Here is a 16413-nt window from a genome sequence, read left to right on the forward strand (position 1 = left end):
TTGGTACCAAAAGTAGCCCAAGTCAAAGTATTTGGAGCTTAGGTTAGTTAATAAAAACAGTTTACTACATTCTTTTTTAGCACAAAATTGACGGTTTATCTGCAAAATAACCGTCAATTTTTTGTAAAGTAATGCTTTCTTTGAGAAAGATATCTCAAAAAATTATAGTTAGGTCACTCTTTTTCTGCAAGATATGGGTCTTCATAGCCCAACTCAGCTAGAATTTCAGTTTCTAAACCTTCCATTTCTTCCGCTTCATCATCTTCAATATGATCATAGCCTAAAAGATGAAGGCAGCCATGAACGACCATATGAGCCCAGTGCTCTTCCGCCGTTTTTTGTTGGTCAATAGCTTCTTGCTCAACGACTTGGCGGCAAATAATTAAATCACCAAGCAAAGGCAGTTCAATTTCTGGTGGAGCCTCAAAGGGGAATGACAACACGTTAGTCGGTTTGTCTTTGCCACGATAGGTTAAATTTAAGTGATGGCTTTCCTGCTCATCAACTACCCGAATAGTGACTTCACTTAGTGCTTGAAATTTAGGCAAAACAGCAGCTAACCAACGCTGAAACTCGGCTTCCGAAGGCAAGCCATCAGGGTTTTCACACGCAATTTGTAAATCGAGAATAATGTCACTCATTTATAGATTTTCCTGCTTTTCAAATTGCTTTTGTTGTTCTTTTTCTTCACGTAACTGCTGGCGACGTTTATTGTCTTGTTCTTCCCAAGCCTCATAAGCCATGACAACTTTTGCAACGACTGGATGGCGAACTACGTCTTCACTGTGGAAGAAATTGAAGCTTAAATCATCGACTTCGGAAAGCACTTCAATGGCATGACGTAACCCTGATTTACTCCCGCGAGGTAAGTCAACCTGAGTAATATCACCCGTCACAACCGCTTTGGAATTAAAACCAATACGTGTTAAAAACATCTTCATCTGTTCGATGGTGGTGTTTTGGCTCTCATCTAAAATAATAAAAGCATCATTCAAGGTACGGCCACGCATATAGGCCAGCGGTGCGACTTCGATAACATTACGCTCAATCAGCTTTTCAACTTTTTCAAAGCCTAACATTTCGAATAGCGCATCATAAAGTGGGCGTAGATAAGGGTCGACTTTTTGGCTGAGATCCCCAGGTAAAAAACCAAGTTTCTCACCTGCTTCAACCGCAGGACGGGTTAGCAAAATACGGCGAACCTCTTGGCGCTCTAACGCATCTACCGCCGCGGCTACCGCTAAATAGGTTTTCCCAGTTCCTGCAGGGCCAATGCCAAATGTAATATCATGGTCTAAAATATTGGCGATATATTGCGCTTGATTTGGAGTACGTGGTTTGATCACACCACGTTTAGTCTTGATATTCACCGCTTTACCGTAGTCAGGAACGCTATCGGCAGATTGCTCTAAAACACGGCTATCCAGAATGGCTAAGTGAATATTTTCAGGGTCGATATCAGGGATAACACCGCGCACAGGCGCGGTATCGACATACAGTTGACGCAAAATTTTGCTCGCCGCTTGAACATTCAGCGGCTTACCCGATAACTTAAAACGGTTATCGCGGCGATTAATTTCGATAGCAAGGCGGCGTTCTAGCTGCTTGATATTATCGTCAAATGGCCCGCAGAGGCTCATTAAACGCTGGTTATCTGCGGGTTCTAGAAAGATTTCTTGTGTTGCGATTTGCAAATTTTTTGTCTCGGTCACTGAATATCCTATGGTTGTGGCTTAGGGTTGAAAGCTGCCAACACCTAGCTCATCTTCTTTACGAGTACGTGCAATAACAGACTCTGGTGATTCATGAACGCGAAGACCCATTTGATCTTCTGTACGAATGACTTTACCGCGCAATGAGTTGGTATAAACATCCACAATTTCGACATCCACAAATTTACCGATCATATCCGGTGTACCTTCAAAGTTCACAACACGGTTATTTTCAGTACGTCCAGACAGCTCCATGACGTTTTTACGCGATGTTCCTTCAACTAAGATACGTTGAACGGTTCCCACCATTTGGCGGCTGAAGCTTAATGCCTGCTGATTAATACGCTGTTGCAGTAAGTATAGACGCTGTTTTTTCTCATCTTCGGTTACATCATCAGGTAAATCCGCAGCTGGGGTGCCTGGACGCGCGGAATAGACAAAGCTGTAGCTCATATCAAAGTTCACGTCTGCAATCAGTTTCATGGTTTTTTCGAAGTCTTCGGTTGTTTCACCGGGGAAGCCCACGATAAAGTCTGAACTGATTAGAATACCAGGGCGTGCTTCACGCAGTTTGCGAATAATGGCTTTATATTCAAGTGCGGTATGAGCGCGTTTCATCATTGTTAGAACGCGGTCTGAGCCACTTTGCACGGGTAGATGCAAGAAACTGACTAATTCAGGGGTATCGCGGTAAACTTCGATGATATCGTCAGTAAATTCAATTGGGTGGCTAGTGGTAAAGCGGACACGGTCGATGCCATCAATAGCCGCGACTAAACGCAGTAATTCTGCAAATGAGCAAATTTCACCATCAAAGGTTTCACCACGGTATGCATTCACGTTTTGACCCAGTAGGTTAACTTCACGTACACCTTGTGCAGCTAACTGTGCGATTTCAAATAGAATATCATCACAAGGGCGACTAACTTCTTCACCGCGGGTATAAGGCACTACACAGAAGGTACAATACTTGTTACAGCCTTCCATAATGGAAACGAATGCGGTCGGGCCTTCAGCACGAGGTTCTGGTAAGCGGTCAAATTTTTCAATTTCAGGGAAACTGATATCGATAACAGGGCTACGCGTACCTTGAACTTGATTAATCATTTCAGGCAAACGGTGCAAAGTTTGCGGGCCGAAAACGATGTCAACGCTTGGCGCACGTTGGCGAATAAAATCCCCTTCTTGCGAAGCAACACAGCCGCCTACACCAATGATGATGTCAGGGTTTTTATCTTTAAAAAACTTCCAACGACCAAGCTGATGGAAGACTTTTTCTTGTGCTTTTTCACGAATGGAACAGGTATTAAGCAGTAATAAGTCTGCTTCTTCTGCAACTTCAGTGAGTTGATAACCATGGGTATTTTCTAATAAAGAAACCATTTTGGATGAGTCATACTCATTCATTTGGCAACCCCAAGTTTTAATATATAGCTTTTTATTCGTCGACATGTCGTATATCCGGTGTTTTCGAAGCGGCTAGTGTAATGGACTCCGAAACGCGTTGTAAATCCAAAGTCCTACCCTTTATATTTTTGGGAACTCGCATGCATTTTGATTAAGGACATCATTGTATGATGGGATAAATGCAAAGATATTTAAAATAATATCACTACACGAAATCTAAGGGCAGGCAATTTGCCTATTGTTTTAAAATTAGCACGTATTGTATTCATTTGCGGCATCAGTGACCAGAGGATGTTGCAAAATTGTGGTTGTTTTTTGTGCAAATCAAAGTGTTTTCAGCAAAATATACTATTTGTAAGGTTATTAAGGTGGAGGAATGAATGACCTCTAAGACTTCAATGCCTATATTTCCTGTGAGAACCCTCATTTTTCGGTACAATACCTTTATCAACGTGGTCACTGTTATCAAACAATAACCTTTATTAAACAGTAACCTTTATTAAACAGTAAATAGTAGCGAACGTATGAATAAATTAATCGAATCTTATGATGTTGTCGTCGTTGGCGCGGGTATGACTGGCGCGGCGGCAGCATTGGGCTTTGCTCAAGAAGGCATGCGAGTTGCTTTGCTTGAAAAAGCACAACCTGTGGCCTTTGACCCACAAAGTGCCCCTGATGTTCGTATTTCTGCGATTAGCCGCGCTTCTGTTGAATTGTTGGAGCAATTAGGGGCTTGGCAACATGTTAAGGCAATGCGAAGTGCCCCATATCGCCAGTTAGAAACATGGGAAGAACCAGATAGCAATGTGATTTTTGATGCTAAAAGCCTTGGGCTACCTGAACTTGGGTTTATGGTAGAAAACAGAGTACTACAGCTTGCGTTATGGCAAGAATGTGAAAAATACAGCAATCTAGACCTTGTTTGCCCGGCGAAACTCATCAATTTATACCAACCTAAGCAGCAAAAAGAATGGATGTTAGCATTAGATGATGGCCGTACTTTACAAGCTAAGCTTGTGGTCGGAGCCGATGGCGCTAATTCGCAAGTCCGTAAAATGGCAGGAATTGGTAGCCGCGGCTGGCAGTATCGCCAGTCATGTATGTTGATTAGCATTCAAACACAGCAACCTCAGCAAGATAAAACATGGCAGCAGTTTTTCCCATCAGGGCCAAGGGCATTTTTACCTCTGTATGATAATTGGGCCTCATTAGTCTGGTATGACAGTCCCGCAAAGATTAGGCGTCTACAAGGTATGTCAATGGAACAATTGACGGGAGCAATATCCGAAGCCTTTCCTGAACGTTTAGGGCCTGTTATCGCAATTGCGTCAGGGGCATTTCCACTGACTCGTCATCATGCAAGCCGCTATGTGATGGATGGGTTAGCATTGATTGGCGATGCAGCCCATACTATCAACCCATTAGCGGGGCAGGGTGTGAATTTAGGCTACCGAGATGTTGATGCTCTGTTGAAAGAAGTGACTTACGCGCGTGAATATATACAACCTTGGAATTCTCTTGGTGTATTGAAACGTTATCAACGACGTCGTTTGCCTGATAATTTAATTATGCAAGCTGGGATGGATGTTTTTTACATGGCATTTAGTGAAAACTTACCAGGATTAAAAATATTTAGGAATCTTGGGTTGATGGCGGCACAGCGTGCTGGAGAAGCGAAAAAGCTGGCGTTGAAGTATGCGTTAGGTTTATAGAAATTATCTCGAATATAATAAATAGGCCGCTAATTAGCAGCCTATTTATTATTAAGTGAAGAAGTTAGTGCTATTTATTATTAGCTAAATCAACCGGTTGAATATTACTTGTGTCTGTATTGATGCTGTCATCTTCAGTAATCACAGAATCCAATGTTTCATTTTTTGCTGAAAACGCATGAGCCAGTTTTTCGGTATCCAGTTCTTTTTCCCAACGTGCAACAACGATACACGCACACGCGTTACCCACTAAGTTAGTTAAAGCACGGCATTCAGACATAAAGCGGTCAATACCAAGGATTAAGGCCATACCTGCAACAGGAATACTTGGAACAACCATTAAGGTTGCCGCTAATGTAATGAAACCCGCACCAGTAACGCCAGCAGCACCTTTAGAGCTAATCATTGCAACGAGCAACAGCGAAATTTGCTCCCAAATCGTCAATTCAATATTGGTAGCTTGAGCAATGAATAATGCAGCCATGGTCATATAAATATTCGTACCATCAAGATTGAATGAATAACCTGTTGGGATAACTAACCCGACAACTGATTTTTCACACCCTGCATGCTCCATTTTGCGCATTAAGCTTGGCAGTGCGGCTTCGGAAGAAGAGGTACCTAAAACTAACCAGAGCTCATCTTTGATATATTTAATTAGCGCAATGATGGAGAAGCCGTTGTATTTAGCAACTGCTCCTAACACTAACAACACAAATAGAACGGATGTAATGTAGAAAGTCATTATCAGCATCATTAAGTTGCCAATAGATGAAATCCCATACTTACCAATGGTAAAGGCCATTGCCCCAAATGCCCCAATAGGCGCGAGTTTCATGAGCATCGCAACCATTTTGAACACAGGTTCAGAAAAGTTTTGCAGTAACTTAACGATAGGCTCGCCGTGTTTACCCGTTGCAGCTAGCGCTAACCCAAAAATAACCGCAATAAATAGAACTTGCAGAATATTTCCATTTACTAATGGACTAATGACGGTATCGGGGATGATATTCATCAAAAAGCCAACAATTGAAGACTCGTGGGCTTTTTCAACGTAAGTAGCAACTTTAGTGCTGTCTAAGGTTGCAGGGTCAATATTTAGGCCAGAGCCTGGGCGAATGATATTGGCAATAATAAGACCAATAATTAATGCAATGGTTGAAAATGTGATGAAGTACAACATCGCTTTACCTGCGACACTACCCACTGCCTTCATGTTTGACATGCCTGAAATACCAGTGACAACCGTTAAGAAGATAACTGGCGCGATAATCATTTTAACGATTTTGATGAATGCATCACCAAGCGGTTTTAATGACTCTCCAATGTCGGGAAAAAAGTGGCCAAGTGCTATACCCAGAACGATGGCTACGATCACCTGAACATATAAGATCTTATATATGGGTTGCTTTATCATGTTTCGCATAAATTTTCTCTGTAAAAATGTTGCGTTTGGCAATTTATAATTATTAGGTTTAAAACTTTTATTAGAGTTTCTGAGAACTAATTTAGTTGGAATGGAAGAAGGGACTGAGTTTATTAGTACCAGAGGTTGATAATAATTTAACTGGTAATAATCATACCTAACTACAATTCGAGCGCAGATTACCACTTTCGATGGTTATATAGAAATGATTGAAGTCACACATTTGATAGAAAAGTTATGCAAACGTAAATTTTATGAGGTAAATGTTGCTTTAACATCACTTTAAACGATTAAGCTATTGGTTAATCGGTAATATTAGGATTAAATAAATAAGCAAATGACCAAAAAGTAATCATTTAAACTAAAAATAGGGATGGAAATATAGAAAACAGTAGAGAGGGATACTTTACTGCTTAAAAAATGGAGTTATCTGCTAATTTGTTACTTTTTATTTAATTTATCAATAAAATCGATAAGTAAAATTAAGACTGCCTAAGCATAGTAAGATAGAGCAGGGAGTTAATTTAAGCGATGTTGAAAAGAGAATGGCTGGGGTACCAGGATTCGAACCTGGGAATGCCAGGATCAAAACCTGGTGCCTTACCGCTTGGCGATACCCCAACAAAAGAAATGGTAGCTACGACGGGATTCGAACCTGTGACCCCAACATTATGAGTGTTGTGCTCTAACCAACTGAGCTACATAGCCATATATGATTTCTTTAAAATGAATTGTGCAACTATAGGTAGGATAGTAGATGGCTGGGGTACCAGGATTCGAACCTGGGAATGCCAGGATCAAAACCTGGTGCCTTACCGCTTGGCGATACCCCATCCGGGAATTCTACTATTGATTGTTTTAAGATGGCTGGGGTACCAGGATTCGAACCTGGGAATGCCAGGATCAAAACCTGGTGCCTTACCGCTTGGCGATACCCCAATCTTAAATTCAATGCTACCGAGAAGGAAAATGGTGCGGGAGACAAGACTTGAACTTGCACACCTTGCGGCGCCAGAACCTAAATCTGGTGCGTCTACCAATTTCGCCACTCCCGCAAAATAATGGTGGCTATGACGGGATTCGAACCTGTGACCCCAACATTATGAGTGTTGTGCTCTAACCAGCTGAGCTACATAGCCATCTTTTTTTGCATAACCTTCGTCGGCGTTGCGGGGCGCATTATGCTAATTACAGACACGACAGTCAACAGCTTTTTGCACTATTTTTCAGAAAATGTGTCTGTTTGTTTGATGAATAATCATTTTGTCGATAAAGCCAGCAAAAAACAAGCCCATATTTGAAAAAAATCACTTTTGTCTTACCTGCTAGATAAATGTAATTTGGTGATGAAGCGAAATAAAACATCGAAAGAGTCCAAGAATTTGTAAGAGGAGGATAGCTGAAAGAGTGTGAAGTGTTTTAAAAATGACTCATGAAACGAAGAATTCAGTTTATAGCTAATAAAAAAGCAGGTATCTCAACCTGCTTTAAAGAAAATAACGCCAAAAATTAGCTTTCAAACAATTTTTGTAATAATTCACCATTAAGCATCGCACGTTTAGTGAGTGCGAAAGCGCCTATTGCCGAATTATGAACCAACTGCGATGTGACGATGGGAAGATTTTCCCTAAATCCTTTCAAGGCTTGTGTGTCAATACAGCTTTGAATCGCGGGTAACAGAATTTGTTCTGCTTCCGTGATATCCCCTGCAATAACGACTTTTTCAGGGTTAAATAAGTTTATAGAGATTGCAATCGCTTTACCGATTTGCCGACCAACGTGTTGGATAACTTCCGTAGCAAGTGGGTCTCCCTTATTAGCGGCTTGGCAAATATGGGAAATCGTACAAGTTTCCAATGTAAGGGAACTTGAATAGCCTTGTTCTAAACGCTGTTTTACGCGGGCTTCAATCGCTTGGTTTGAGGCAATGGTTTCTAAACAACCAAAATTACCACAGTGGCAAAGTTCGCCAAGGGGGTCAACTTGGATATGGCCGATTTCTCCGAGGTTACCTCGGTGGTTGAGCAATATCTCTTTATTGATGACTAAGCCTGCCCCTGCGCCTCTGTGGATACGAACGAGCAGTGAGTCTTCGCAATCACGAGTTGCACCAAAATAGCTCTCAGCGAGGGCTAGGCTGCGAATATCGTGCCCTGCGTAACAGGTAATTTTAAAGTGTGCTTGCAAGTTGTCGATGAGATGCCAATTATCGACCTTGATATGCGGCATGTAGTAAACAATACCACTGTTTGGGTTAACTAACCCAGGGAGAATAATAGAAATCGCGATCAACTCTTTTAAGCGTTTCTGATTGTGTTCGATAAAGTCTTCAAGGGCAGCAATCAGTTTTTGTTCTACGGCTTGCTGAGAAGGCTCTGTGATAGGGTAATGAGCATCGACGATCATTTTGCCACCTAAGTCGTATAAGGCGATGGTGGCATCATAGCGGCCTAAGCGGACGCCAATCGTATGAAAATTTTTGTGCTCAGAAACAATAGATATAGCACGACGGCCCCCAGTGGAGGCCTGTTGGTCAACTTCTTTAATTAAACCACGTTCGAGTAACTGGCGAGTGATTTTAGTCACACTGGCTGGGGCAAGTTGGCTTTGCTCCGCGATTTGAATTCTTGATATCGGGCCATGTTGGTCAATTAAACTATAGACGACAGCGCTATTTAGTTGTTTGACGAGATCAATATTACCAATTTGCTTCAGCGAGTGGCTTTGATTCATTAGCTAGTTACTCATTTTTTGTAGACTTCGGCTCCGTTAACATAGGTTGCAAGGACGTCGAAGTCGTGGTTAAACGCGGTTAAATTCGCAATTTTACCCGGAGCAATAGACCCTAAGGTCTCATCAACTCCAATGGCTCTTGCGGGGTAGAGCGTTGCCATTCTCAGTGTTTCATCTAATGGGATACCCACGTACTCTACACTGTTTCTCACTGCTTCTATCATTGTGAGTGATGAGCCGCTGAGTGTGCCATTTTCATCTACACATAATCCATCGCGGTAGTATATGGTTTTACCTGCGAAGATAAAATGATCCATTTCACCAGTTTGAGGATCTATTCCTGCGGGCGCTGTGGCATCAGTCACTAAAATTAATTTATCACCTTTTAAGTGTTTGCTATTACGAATGTTTGCCCACTGGACATGCAAGCCATCAGCGATAATTCCCGCATATACTTCAGGAGTGTCATAAATAGCGCCAACTAAACCTGGGCCACGGCCTGAAATATATGGCATGGCGTTAAAAAGGTGCGTTGAAAAGCGAATTCCGGCTTTAAAACCCAGTTTGGCTTCTTCATACGTCGCATTTGAATGTCCAGCAGAAATAACAATGCCGGAATCTTTCAATTGGTGAATGTAATCAAGTTCTACCATTTCAGGCGCTAAAGTAATTTTAGTGATAGCGTCTGCATGAGCGGCTAAATAATCAATCATCTGCGCGGATGGTTGGCGGATAAATTCAGGGTTATGCGTACCTTTTTTGATAACATTAATATATGGGCCTTCTAAATGAAGTCCTAGAGCTTGGTTCTTGTGGTCTTTTAAGTACTCTGTCATGACCTCAATACCATGCTTCATTAATTCGTCAGAGCAAGTAATCAGCGTTGGCAGGTAACTGGTACACCCTGTACGCTCATTGGCTTTTTGCATGATATCCAAATTCTTTAATGTGACATTTTCTTTATTATCATTGAATTGGACACCACCACAGCCGTTGACTTGCAGGTCAATAAACCCAGCGGATAAGATTGCACCTTGTAGGTCATGCTGTGGAATATGGGAAGGTAATTCAGAGACAGGACAAACATCTTTGATGATTTCACCATCAATGACGACCGCATGGTTATCCAGTCTTTCATGACCTGTATAAATAATGCAATTTGTTAATGCATACATGGCTTAAAACTCCTGACCTCTGGAAGGTGGGTCACCGATCAGCTTTCGCTGACCGGGTGATTGATAAACATAATCTTAGTTAAACTTTTCAATAATTTCAGATTCTAGCTGTTTGAAATATTTAAGCGTTTTAACTTTTAATTCGAGTGTTGCGGGTTCATCACAAACGACCAGTGCTTTTGGGTGCATTTGCACGCAACTTACTGTCCACATATGGTTAATTGAACCTTCAACTGCTGCATGAACTGCGTTCGCTTTATTCGCACCCGTAGCGAGTACCATTAACTCTTCAGCATCCATTAACGTGGCTACACCCACAGTTAAAGCGAATTTTGGTACTTGATTGATATCATTATCAAAGAAACGTGAGTTAGCTTGGCGCGTTTCTGGTGTTAATGTCTTAATGCGGGTACGAGAGTTCAATGAAGAACCGGGTTCATTAAAAGCAATGTGACCGTCGTTACCTACGCCGCCCATAAATAAATTAATTTTGCCGTAAGATTTAATTTTATCTTCATAACGTTGGCATTCCGCATCAACATCAGGGGCATTACCATTCAGTAAATTGATATTTTGCGCTTGAATGTCGATGTGGTTAAAGAAATTATCATGCATAAATGTGTGATAGCTTTGAGGATGATTAGCGGGAATACCAATATACTCATCCATATTAAATGTTACCACATGCTTAAAACTGACTTTTCCTGCGTTATATAAAGCAATCAATGCCTTATAAGTGGCAAGAGGAGTGCCGCCTGTTGGTAACCCAAGAACGAAAGGGCGATCAGCAGTTGGGTTGAATGCGTTAATTTTGTCAGCAATATACTGTGCGGACCAAATGCCGACATCATGCGCATTGTTAAGTGGAATTAGCCTCATGTCTCAATTACCTCTAATAAGTCTGTGAAATCTTTCATGTATATATGTATCCCTGATGTTATTCATTAGATATAGGAATACTCGTTATACTACAAATTTATTACGCGCTGGTGTTGGTACACAGTGCCGTTTTAACGGCTACACCTGCATTTTAAACGCGCTGAGAATATACAGGTTAATAACATAAATAAGTTATTTTTAATCATAAAATAAGTTTTCGATAATAGCTAGTAATTTAGTCATATCGGTAACTCTTTCGTTGACATTTATCACAAATCGAACCTATTTATTTTGCATCGCGAAACAATTAATTTAGACTATAAAATTGATACTCTCAATAACCTAAATTATGATTTAGGTGTGTGAACAATAAGATCCCGTAAATGGGGCAAAAATAGGGCGATAAAGGGGGGAGTTTGTGAATATTCTTAGCTACTTACAGCGGATTGGTAGGGCACTTATGGTGCCAGTTGCTGTACTACCAGCCGCAGCAATCCTGATGGGGATTGGCTATTGGATTGACCCAGATGGTTGGGGAGCCAATAGTGCAATCGCGGCGTTACTGATTAAATCGGGTGCGGCTATTATCGATAATATGTCCGTGCTATTTGCTATTGGTGTTGCTTATGGGATGTCAAAAGATAAGGACGGTGCGGCTGCACTGACCGGTTTTGTCGGCTTTTTAGTGGTGACAACACTGTGTTCGCCTGCATCTTATTCCATGATCATGAATGTTCCGCTGGAAAGCGTTCCTGCGGCATTCGGTAAAATTAATAACCAGTTCGTGGGTATCTTAGTTGGGGTTCTATCAGCTGAATTGTACAACCGTTATAGTGGCGTAGAGCTACCCAAAGCGTTGTCTTTCTTTAGCGGCCGTCGTCTCGTACCGATTTTGACCTCGTTCTTAATGATCATCTTAGCCTTCATACTGATGTATGTCTGGCCGGTGGTTTACAACGGTTTAGTCTCTTTCGGTGAAAGCATTAAAGACTTAGGTTCTGTGGGTGCGGGTATTTACGCCTTCTTCAACCGTTTATTAATTCCTGTCGGTCTGCATCACGCACTCAATTCGGTGTTCTGGTTTGACGTTGCAGGAATCAATGATATTCCAAACTTCTTAGGCGGCGCTAAGTCAATTGATGCAGGTCTGGCAACGGTAGGTATTACAGGTCGCTACCAAGCTGGTTTCTTCCCAATTATGATGTTTGGTCTGCCGGGCGCGGCATTAGCGATTTACCACTGCGCACGTCCAGAAAATAAAGCGAAAGTTGCTGGTATTATGATTGCCGGTGCGTTTGCGGCATTCTTTACAGGTATCACTGAACCACTCGAATTCTCTTTCATGTTCGTGGCACCAATTCTGTACGTAATCCACGCATTATTAACGGGTATCTCTGTTTATATTGCAGCGACGATGGAGTGGATCTCTGGATTCGGCTTCAGCGCAGGTTTAGTCGATATGCTATTGCAGTCACGTAACCCATTAGCCGTTCAGTGGTATATGTTGATTGTCCAAGGTTTAGTCTTCTTCTGCATTTATTATGTCATTTTCCGTTTCATGATCCGTAAATTCAACCTGTTAACACCAGGCCGTGAAGAGAGCGCAGGTGATGAAACGATTGATGGTTATGACGAAAGCATTAGCCCTGCCGATAACAGTGACAGCGATATTCAAAAAGAAGCTCGCCAATATGTTGCAGCAGTTGGTGGCAGTGACAACATCGTCAGTATTGATGCCTGTATCACACGTTTACGTTTAGGTGTTAAAGATTCAGCGATTGTTAATGACGCCATGACAAAACGTTTAGGCGCTTCAGGTGTTATCCGCTTAAGCAAACAAAATGTGCAAGTGATTGTCGGTACACGTGCTGAATTGGTCGCAAAAGCAATGACTGAAGTAATTGCAAAAGGCCCTATTGCCGGTTCTGCACCAGTTGCAGCAGCAGAAGAGAAAAAAGCCGCAGAGCCTACAAAAGCAAAGGGCAATGTGATTTTATCTTTGGTTGCGCCGGTCAGTGGTCAAGTGTTCTCCCTTGACGATGTGCCAGATGAAGCGTTCTCTAGCCGCATTGTGGGCGATGGTATTGCCATCAAACCAACAAGCAGCGAAGTGTTAGCGCCGGCGTCAGGTACGGTGGTGAAAATTTTCGAAACTAACCACGCATTCTGCCTTGAAACAGAAAACGGTGTTGAGCTCATAGTTCATATGGGTATTGATACTGTTGCACTGAAAGGTGAAGGTTGTGCACGTTTAGTGGAAGAAGGTGCGGAAGTGACTGCTGGAACACCAATTCTGAACCTCGACCTCGCGTTCCTTGAAGCTAATGCCAAATCAATGATTAGCCCTGTTATCATTAGTAATATCGATGATTTTGCTGGCGTCGAGATTTTAGTTGACGGTGAAGTAAAAGCAGGCGAAACGGTTATTTATAATGTTCTGAAATAGTTCAGTTTAATATTATAAGTTAGTAAGAGGGTGGCTTAGGCCACCCTTTTTTTATGGTGGTTAAATAAGAAAAAGATAATCATACAGGGTATAACAAATAATGATAATCACTATCAATTGAGTTTAGTTTATAAAGAAAATATAATTAATTGTTAGCTTTGTGGGGAGGTGTTTTTTCTAAAATACGCGAATAATTAAAATTAAAGCGCCTAAAATAATTATAAAAAAGTATCTATAAGGAGAAAGAAATGGGATTAAAAATTCATTTGGTTTGGTTTGATAAACAAACAGAGGAATATGTTGGTGAAGAGTATTCTCTAGATCTAGGCGATAATGATAGCATTATAGAGGAAACCATTAATCCTGAGGAAAATATTATTAATAATGGTTGTTTTGATGTGCTTTCTGATTGGGCCTCTAATCTTCAAAAGCATATAAAACATAAATTTAAATTTAATAAATATGATTATCAAGTTTCATTCGATTATCGAGAAGAATGGTAATTATTTATATTTATAAATTATTAGTAAATCATTTAATTTGCTTTTTTTTATGCAGGTTAATATTTACCCATAAAAATGGGGGGTATATAAAATAATTGGTAAATAATTTATTTATTTAAAATAAAGGTAAAAATCTGTAGAAATATTAGGGGTTTATTCAAAGTAATAACATAAGGAATATGTATTATGACAGAGTCAATAAAGCACCTACAGATCCATAAACTAGAAGATATGAATATTCATAGAAACTTAGGCGCAGGTCATGACCCGATGCAGATAGGGCCACCCAGCATAACCATTCATGTGGCGCCTAAAGGTAGTCCAATTTACAATCAGTTAGGAGAAGACACGGGGAATACATCACAATGGGGACATACCTATATTAGTATTCGAGGCATTAATCCTGTGACACATAATTATGAACAAATTAGCATGGGACTTAGTCCAGGAGAAGATTGGGGGTCATCAAAAGATAATTTGTCTTTTAATGATCATGTTCGTTATAAAAGTGCTTCCACATTGACGATAACATCAAATAATCAACAGTTTTTTAGTCATTTCAATAATCTATATACGGCTATGCATGATTATAAAACAGGAAAAACGCAGCCTCCGAATTATAATCCATTTAGTTTAACTGGGGAAAAAACGTGCGGTAAATTTGTTCAGTCAGAGCTAGAAAAAGCAGGCATGCAAGGTATTAATATCCCCTTTTGGCCTGATGATGCTTATGAGAATTTAGACAATTTGGCTGATGATTACGAAACACCATTAGTAATTGATTTAGATGGTAATGGTGTACAAACTTTAGTAGATAGTTTTGGCGTTGAATTCGATTTTAAAGGAAATGCAATTAAGTCGCGAACAGGCTGGGTACACCCAGATGATGGATTACTGGTGTGGGATAAAAATAAAGATGGCATGATTAATTCAGGTAACGAATTGTTTGGTAACAATAGCCTACAGATTAGTAATACACGACTGAAAGATGGCTTTTCTGCTTTATCTGAATTGGACAGTAATACTGATAGAATTATTAATTCAAGTGATAAGTTTTGGTTGGAGTTAAAAGTCTGGCAAGATAAAAATTCGGATGGTATTAGTCAATTCCATGAATTAACAAATTTAAGTAATATGGGCATTAACGCAATTGAGTTGAATGCAAATGAGCTCAATTTTTATGATGAGAATGGTAATTTCCATAAATTAATGGCTAAGGTAAGTTGGGATAATAATAAGCAAACTGAAGTCGTTGATGTATTATTTCACCAGCGAGCGAATACGATTAATTTACAACAAAATTTTAATCAACTTATTGATAATATGGTTGGTTTTTCATTCCCCTCAAATGATGACTGTATCTTTTTAATTGCAGACACCATAACAAGCTATCCTCATGCAACTTCACTCTCTACCAATGATTTAGGAAAAATCTCGTGAGGTTGCTTTCATGGTCTATCGTTATAGGAGCGTTCATTATCGGGACTCCAACTTGGGGAGGGAATACAAATCCTCCTTTAATTCCAACTGTAAGAGATCGTCTATATACCATTGGGTATAATGAAACAGAACTACGTTATGACCCAGACCTACCTAAAAAAGTTTCTTATCCTGCAAACCAACAGCAAGTGGTTGAGTTATATCATCGGGCATTAAAAAACAATAATGAAGATGATAATTATGCCTTATTTTCTTTTTTCAGAATTGGTTGTACCGATTTTAAGCATTTACATAATGTGAAAGGTGCAAAAGAGGAGTGTGCTCTGGCTAATTTCTTTTTGAAGAGAGTATTAGAAATTAATTCTAATAATGGGTTAGCTCTGTTATTTACAGGGGTAAACCATCAGCATGGTAATGAAGGCTCGAAAAAAAATATGTTAGAAGCAATTTCATATTATAAACGCGCTTATCACCTTTATGGTAATAAGGTACTTGTAGCAGGAAAAAATCTTTCGACGATTTATTTACATGGACTCGGCGGGATCCCTCAGGACTTTAATAAAGCTAAATACTACTTAGAAATGGTAGCAAGAGATAATCCAAAGGGGCAAGATGCATATTACCTCAAGAATTTTGATACCTATGTTGATTTACTCAAAATATCAAATGAGGGTGATAAATGTAAACAACAGGATCCTAATAATCGTATTTGGGTTAAAGAATGTAATGATAAAGTAGAAAAGAAAATAGAAGCGTACTTAAAAAAACATAGAGGAAATCAGAAAGAGAAAGATGCGATTGGTTAATTTACCAAAATTTTATTTTATGACTAGTATGAAAGGTAGTTATGAATAATACGTTAAAAATAGAGTGTAAAAAACACTCTATTTTTCGTATTAAAAAATTGCATTTATTAATAACATTGGCGAAATCTCAAACAAGGTTGTCAAATTTGCATAAGCAAGGGGCTTTTTTCATCG

The 16413-nt window shown here is 40.2% G+C and carries 12 protein-coding genes and 6 tRNA genes; 5 read left to right on the top strand and 13 right to left on the bottom strand.

Annotated elements, in window-relative coordinates; genetic code table 11:
- Positions 1-173: 173 nt before the first annotated feature.
- The 3 genes from ybeY to miaB are packed head-to-tail and all read right to left on the bottom strand — an operon-like array spanning position 174 to position 3164.
- Positions 174-641, bottom strand: a complete 468-nt coding sequence (ybeY, locus tag PR834_RS19220; RefSeq protein WP_110591317.1) for an rRNA maturation RNase YbeY — start codon at positions 639-641, stop codon at positions 174-176.
- The gene (locus PR834_RS19225; protein WP_004908988.1) at positions 642-1694 is read right to left on the bottom strand and encodes a PhoH family protein; all 1053 of its coding nucleotides are present in this window, start codon (positions 1692-1694) and stop codon (positions 642-644) included.
- Positions 1695-1733: 39 nt separating this feature from the next.
- Complete coding sequence (gene miaB / locus PR834_RS19230; RefSeq protein ID WP_096864953.1) at positions 1734-3164, bottom strand: tRNA (N6-isopentenyl adenosine(37)-C2)-methylthiotransferase MiaB; 1431 nt, start codon at positions 3162-3164, stop codon at positions 1734-1736.
- 479 nt (positions 3165-3643) lie between these two features.
- Here miaB and ubiF point away from each other — a divergent pair, with 479 nt between their 5' ends.
- Positions 3644-4831, top strand: coding sequence for a 3-demethoxyubiquinol 3-hydroxylase (gene ubiF, locus PR834_RS19235; protein ID WP_262961109.1), 1188 nt, complete (start codon positions 3644-3646; stop codon positions 4829-4831).
- A gap of 70 nt (positions 4832-4901) precedes the next feature.
- Here ubiF and PR834_RS19240 read toward each other — a convergent pair whose 3' ends face one another.
- From PR834_RS19240 to nagB, 10 genes are all read right to left on the bottom strand, one after another.
- The gene (locus PR834_RS19240; protein WP_036957950.1) at positions 4902-6257 is read right to left on the bottom strand and encodes a dicarboxylate/amino acid:cation symporter; all 1356 of its coding nucleotides are present in this window, start codon (positions 6255-6257) and stop codon (positions 4902-4904) included.
- A gap of 546 nt (positions 6258-6803) precedes the next feature.
- A tRNA-Gln gene (locus PR834_RS19245) sits at positions 6804-6878 on the bottom strand.
- A 10-nt stretch (positions 6879-6888) separates the two neighbouring features.
- Positions 6889-6965 (bottom strand) — tRNA-Met (locus tag PR834_RS19250).
- 50 nt (positions 6966-7015) lie between these two features.
- Positions 7016-7090: transfer RNA gene (locus PR834_RS19255), tRNA-Gln, on the bottom strand.
- A 31-nt stretch (positions 7091-7121) separates the two neighbouring features.
- A tRNA-Gln gene (locus tag PR834_RS19260) sits at positions 7122-7196 on the bottom strand.
- A 31-nt stretch (positions 7197-7227) separates the two neighbouring features.
- Positions 7228-7312, bottom strand: a tRNA-Leu gene (locus PR834_RS19265).
- 7 nt (positions 7313-7319) lie between these two features.
- Positions 7320-7396, bottom strand: a tRNA-Met gene (locus PR834_RS19270).
- 370 nt (positions 7397-7766) lie between these two features.
- A complete protein-coding gene (nagC, locus tag PR834_RS19275) occupies positions 7767-8990 on the bottom strand; it encodes a DNA-binding transcriptional regulator NagC (protein WP_004256960.1) in 1224 nt (407 codons plus the stop codon).
- An 11-nt stretch (positions 8991-9001) separates the two neighbouring features.
- Positions 9002-10165 carry an N-acetylglucosamine-6-phosphate deacetylase gene (gene nagA / locus PR834_RS19280; RefSeq protein ID WP_004256957.1) on the bottom strand — a complete coding sequence of 388 codons (1164 nt, stop codon included), beginning with the start codon at positions 10163-10165 and terminating at the stop codon, positions 9002-9004.
- 75 nt (positions 10166-10240) lie between these two features.
- Entirely contained in the window at positions 10241-11044 is an 804-nt protein-coding gene (gene nagB, locus PR834_RS19285; RefSeq protein WP_004256954.1) for a glucosamine-6-phosphate deaminase, read from the bottom strand.
- Positions 11045-11462: 418 nt separating this feature from the next.
- Here nagB and nagE point away from each other — a divergent pair, with 418 nt between their 5' ends.
- The 4 genes from nagE (at position 11463) to PR834_RS19305 (ending at position 16239) form a co-directional block, all read left to right on the top strand.
- Positions 11463-13490: an N-acetylglucosamine-specific PTS transporter subunit IIBC gene (gene nagE, locus PR834_RS19290; RefSeq protein ID WP_164565432.1), complete on the top strand. Its 2028-nt coding sequence runs from the start codon at positions 11463-11465 to the stop codon at positions 13488-13490.
- Positions 13491-13738: 248 nt separating this feature from the next.
- The gene (locus PR834_RS19295; protein ID WP_262961185.1) at positions 13739-13993 is read left to right on the top strand and encodes a cloacin immunity family protein; all 255 of its coding nucleotides are present in this window, start codon (positions 13739-13741) and stop codon (positions 13991-13993) included.
- A gap of 186 nt (positions 13994-14179) precedes the next feature.
- On the top strand, positions 14180-15433 hold the full coding sequence (locus PR834_RS19300; protein WP_262961184.1) for a hypothetical protein: 1254 nt from the start codon (positions 14180-14182) through the stop codon (positions 15431-15433).
- Positions 15430-16239, top strand: coding sequence for a sel1 repeat family protein (locus PR834_RS19305; protein ID WP_262961183.1), 810 nt, complete (start codon positions 15430-15432; stop codon positions 16237-16239). Before PR834_RS19300 ends, PR834_RS19305 begins: the two co-directional genes overlap by 4 nt.
- Positions 16240-16413 lie beyond the last annotated feature (174 nt).

It is taken from the genome of Providencia sp. PROV182 (assembly GCF_028480325.1).
Lineage (GTDB): Bacteria > Pseudomonadota > Gammaproteobacteria > Enterobacterales > Enterobacteriaceae > Providencia > Providencia hangzhouensis.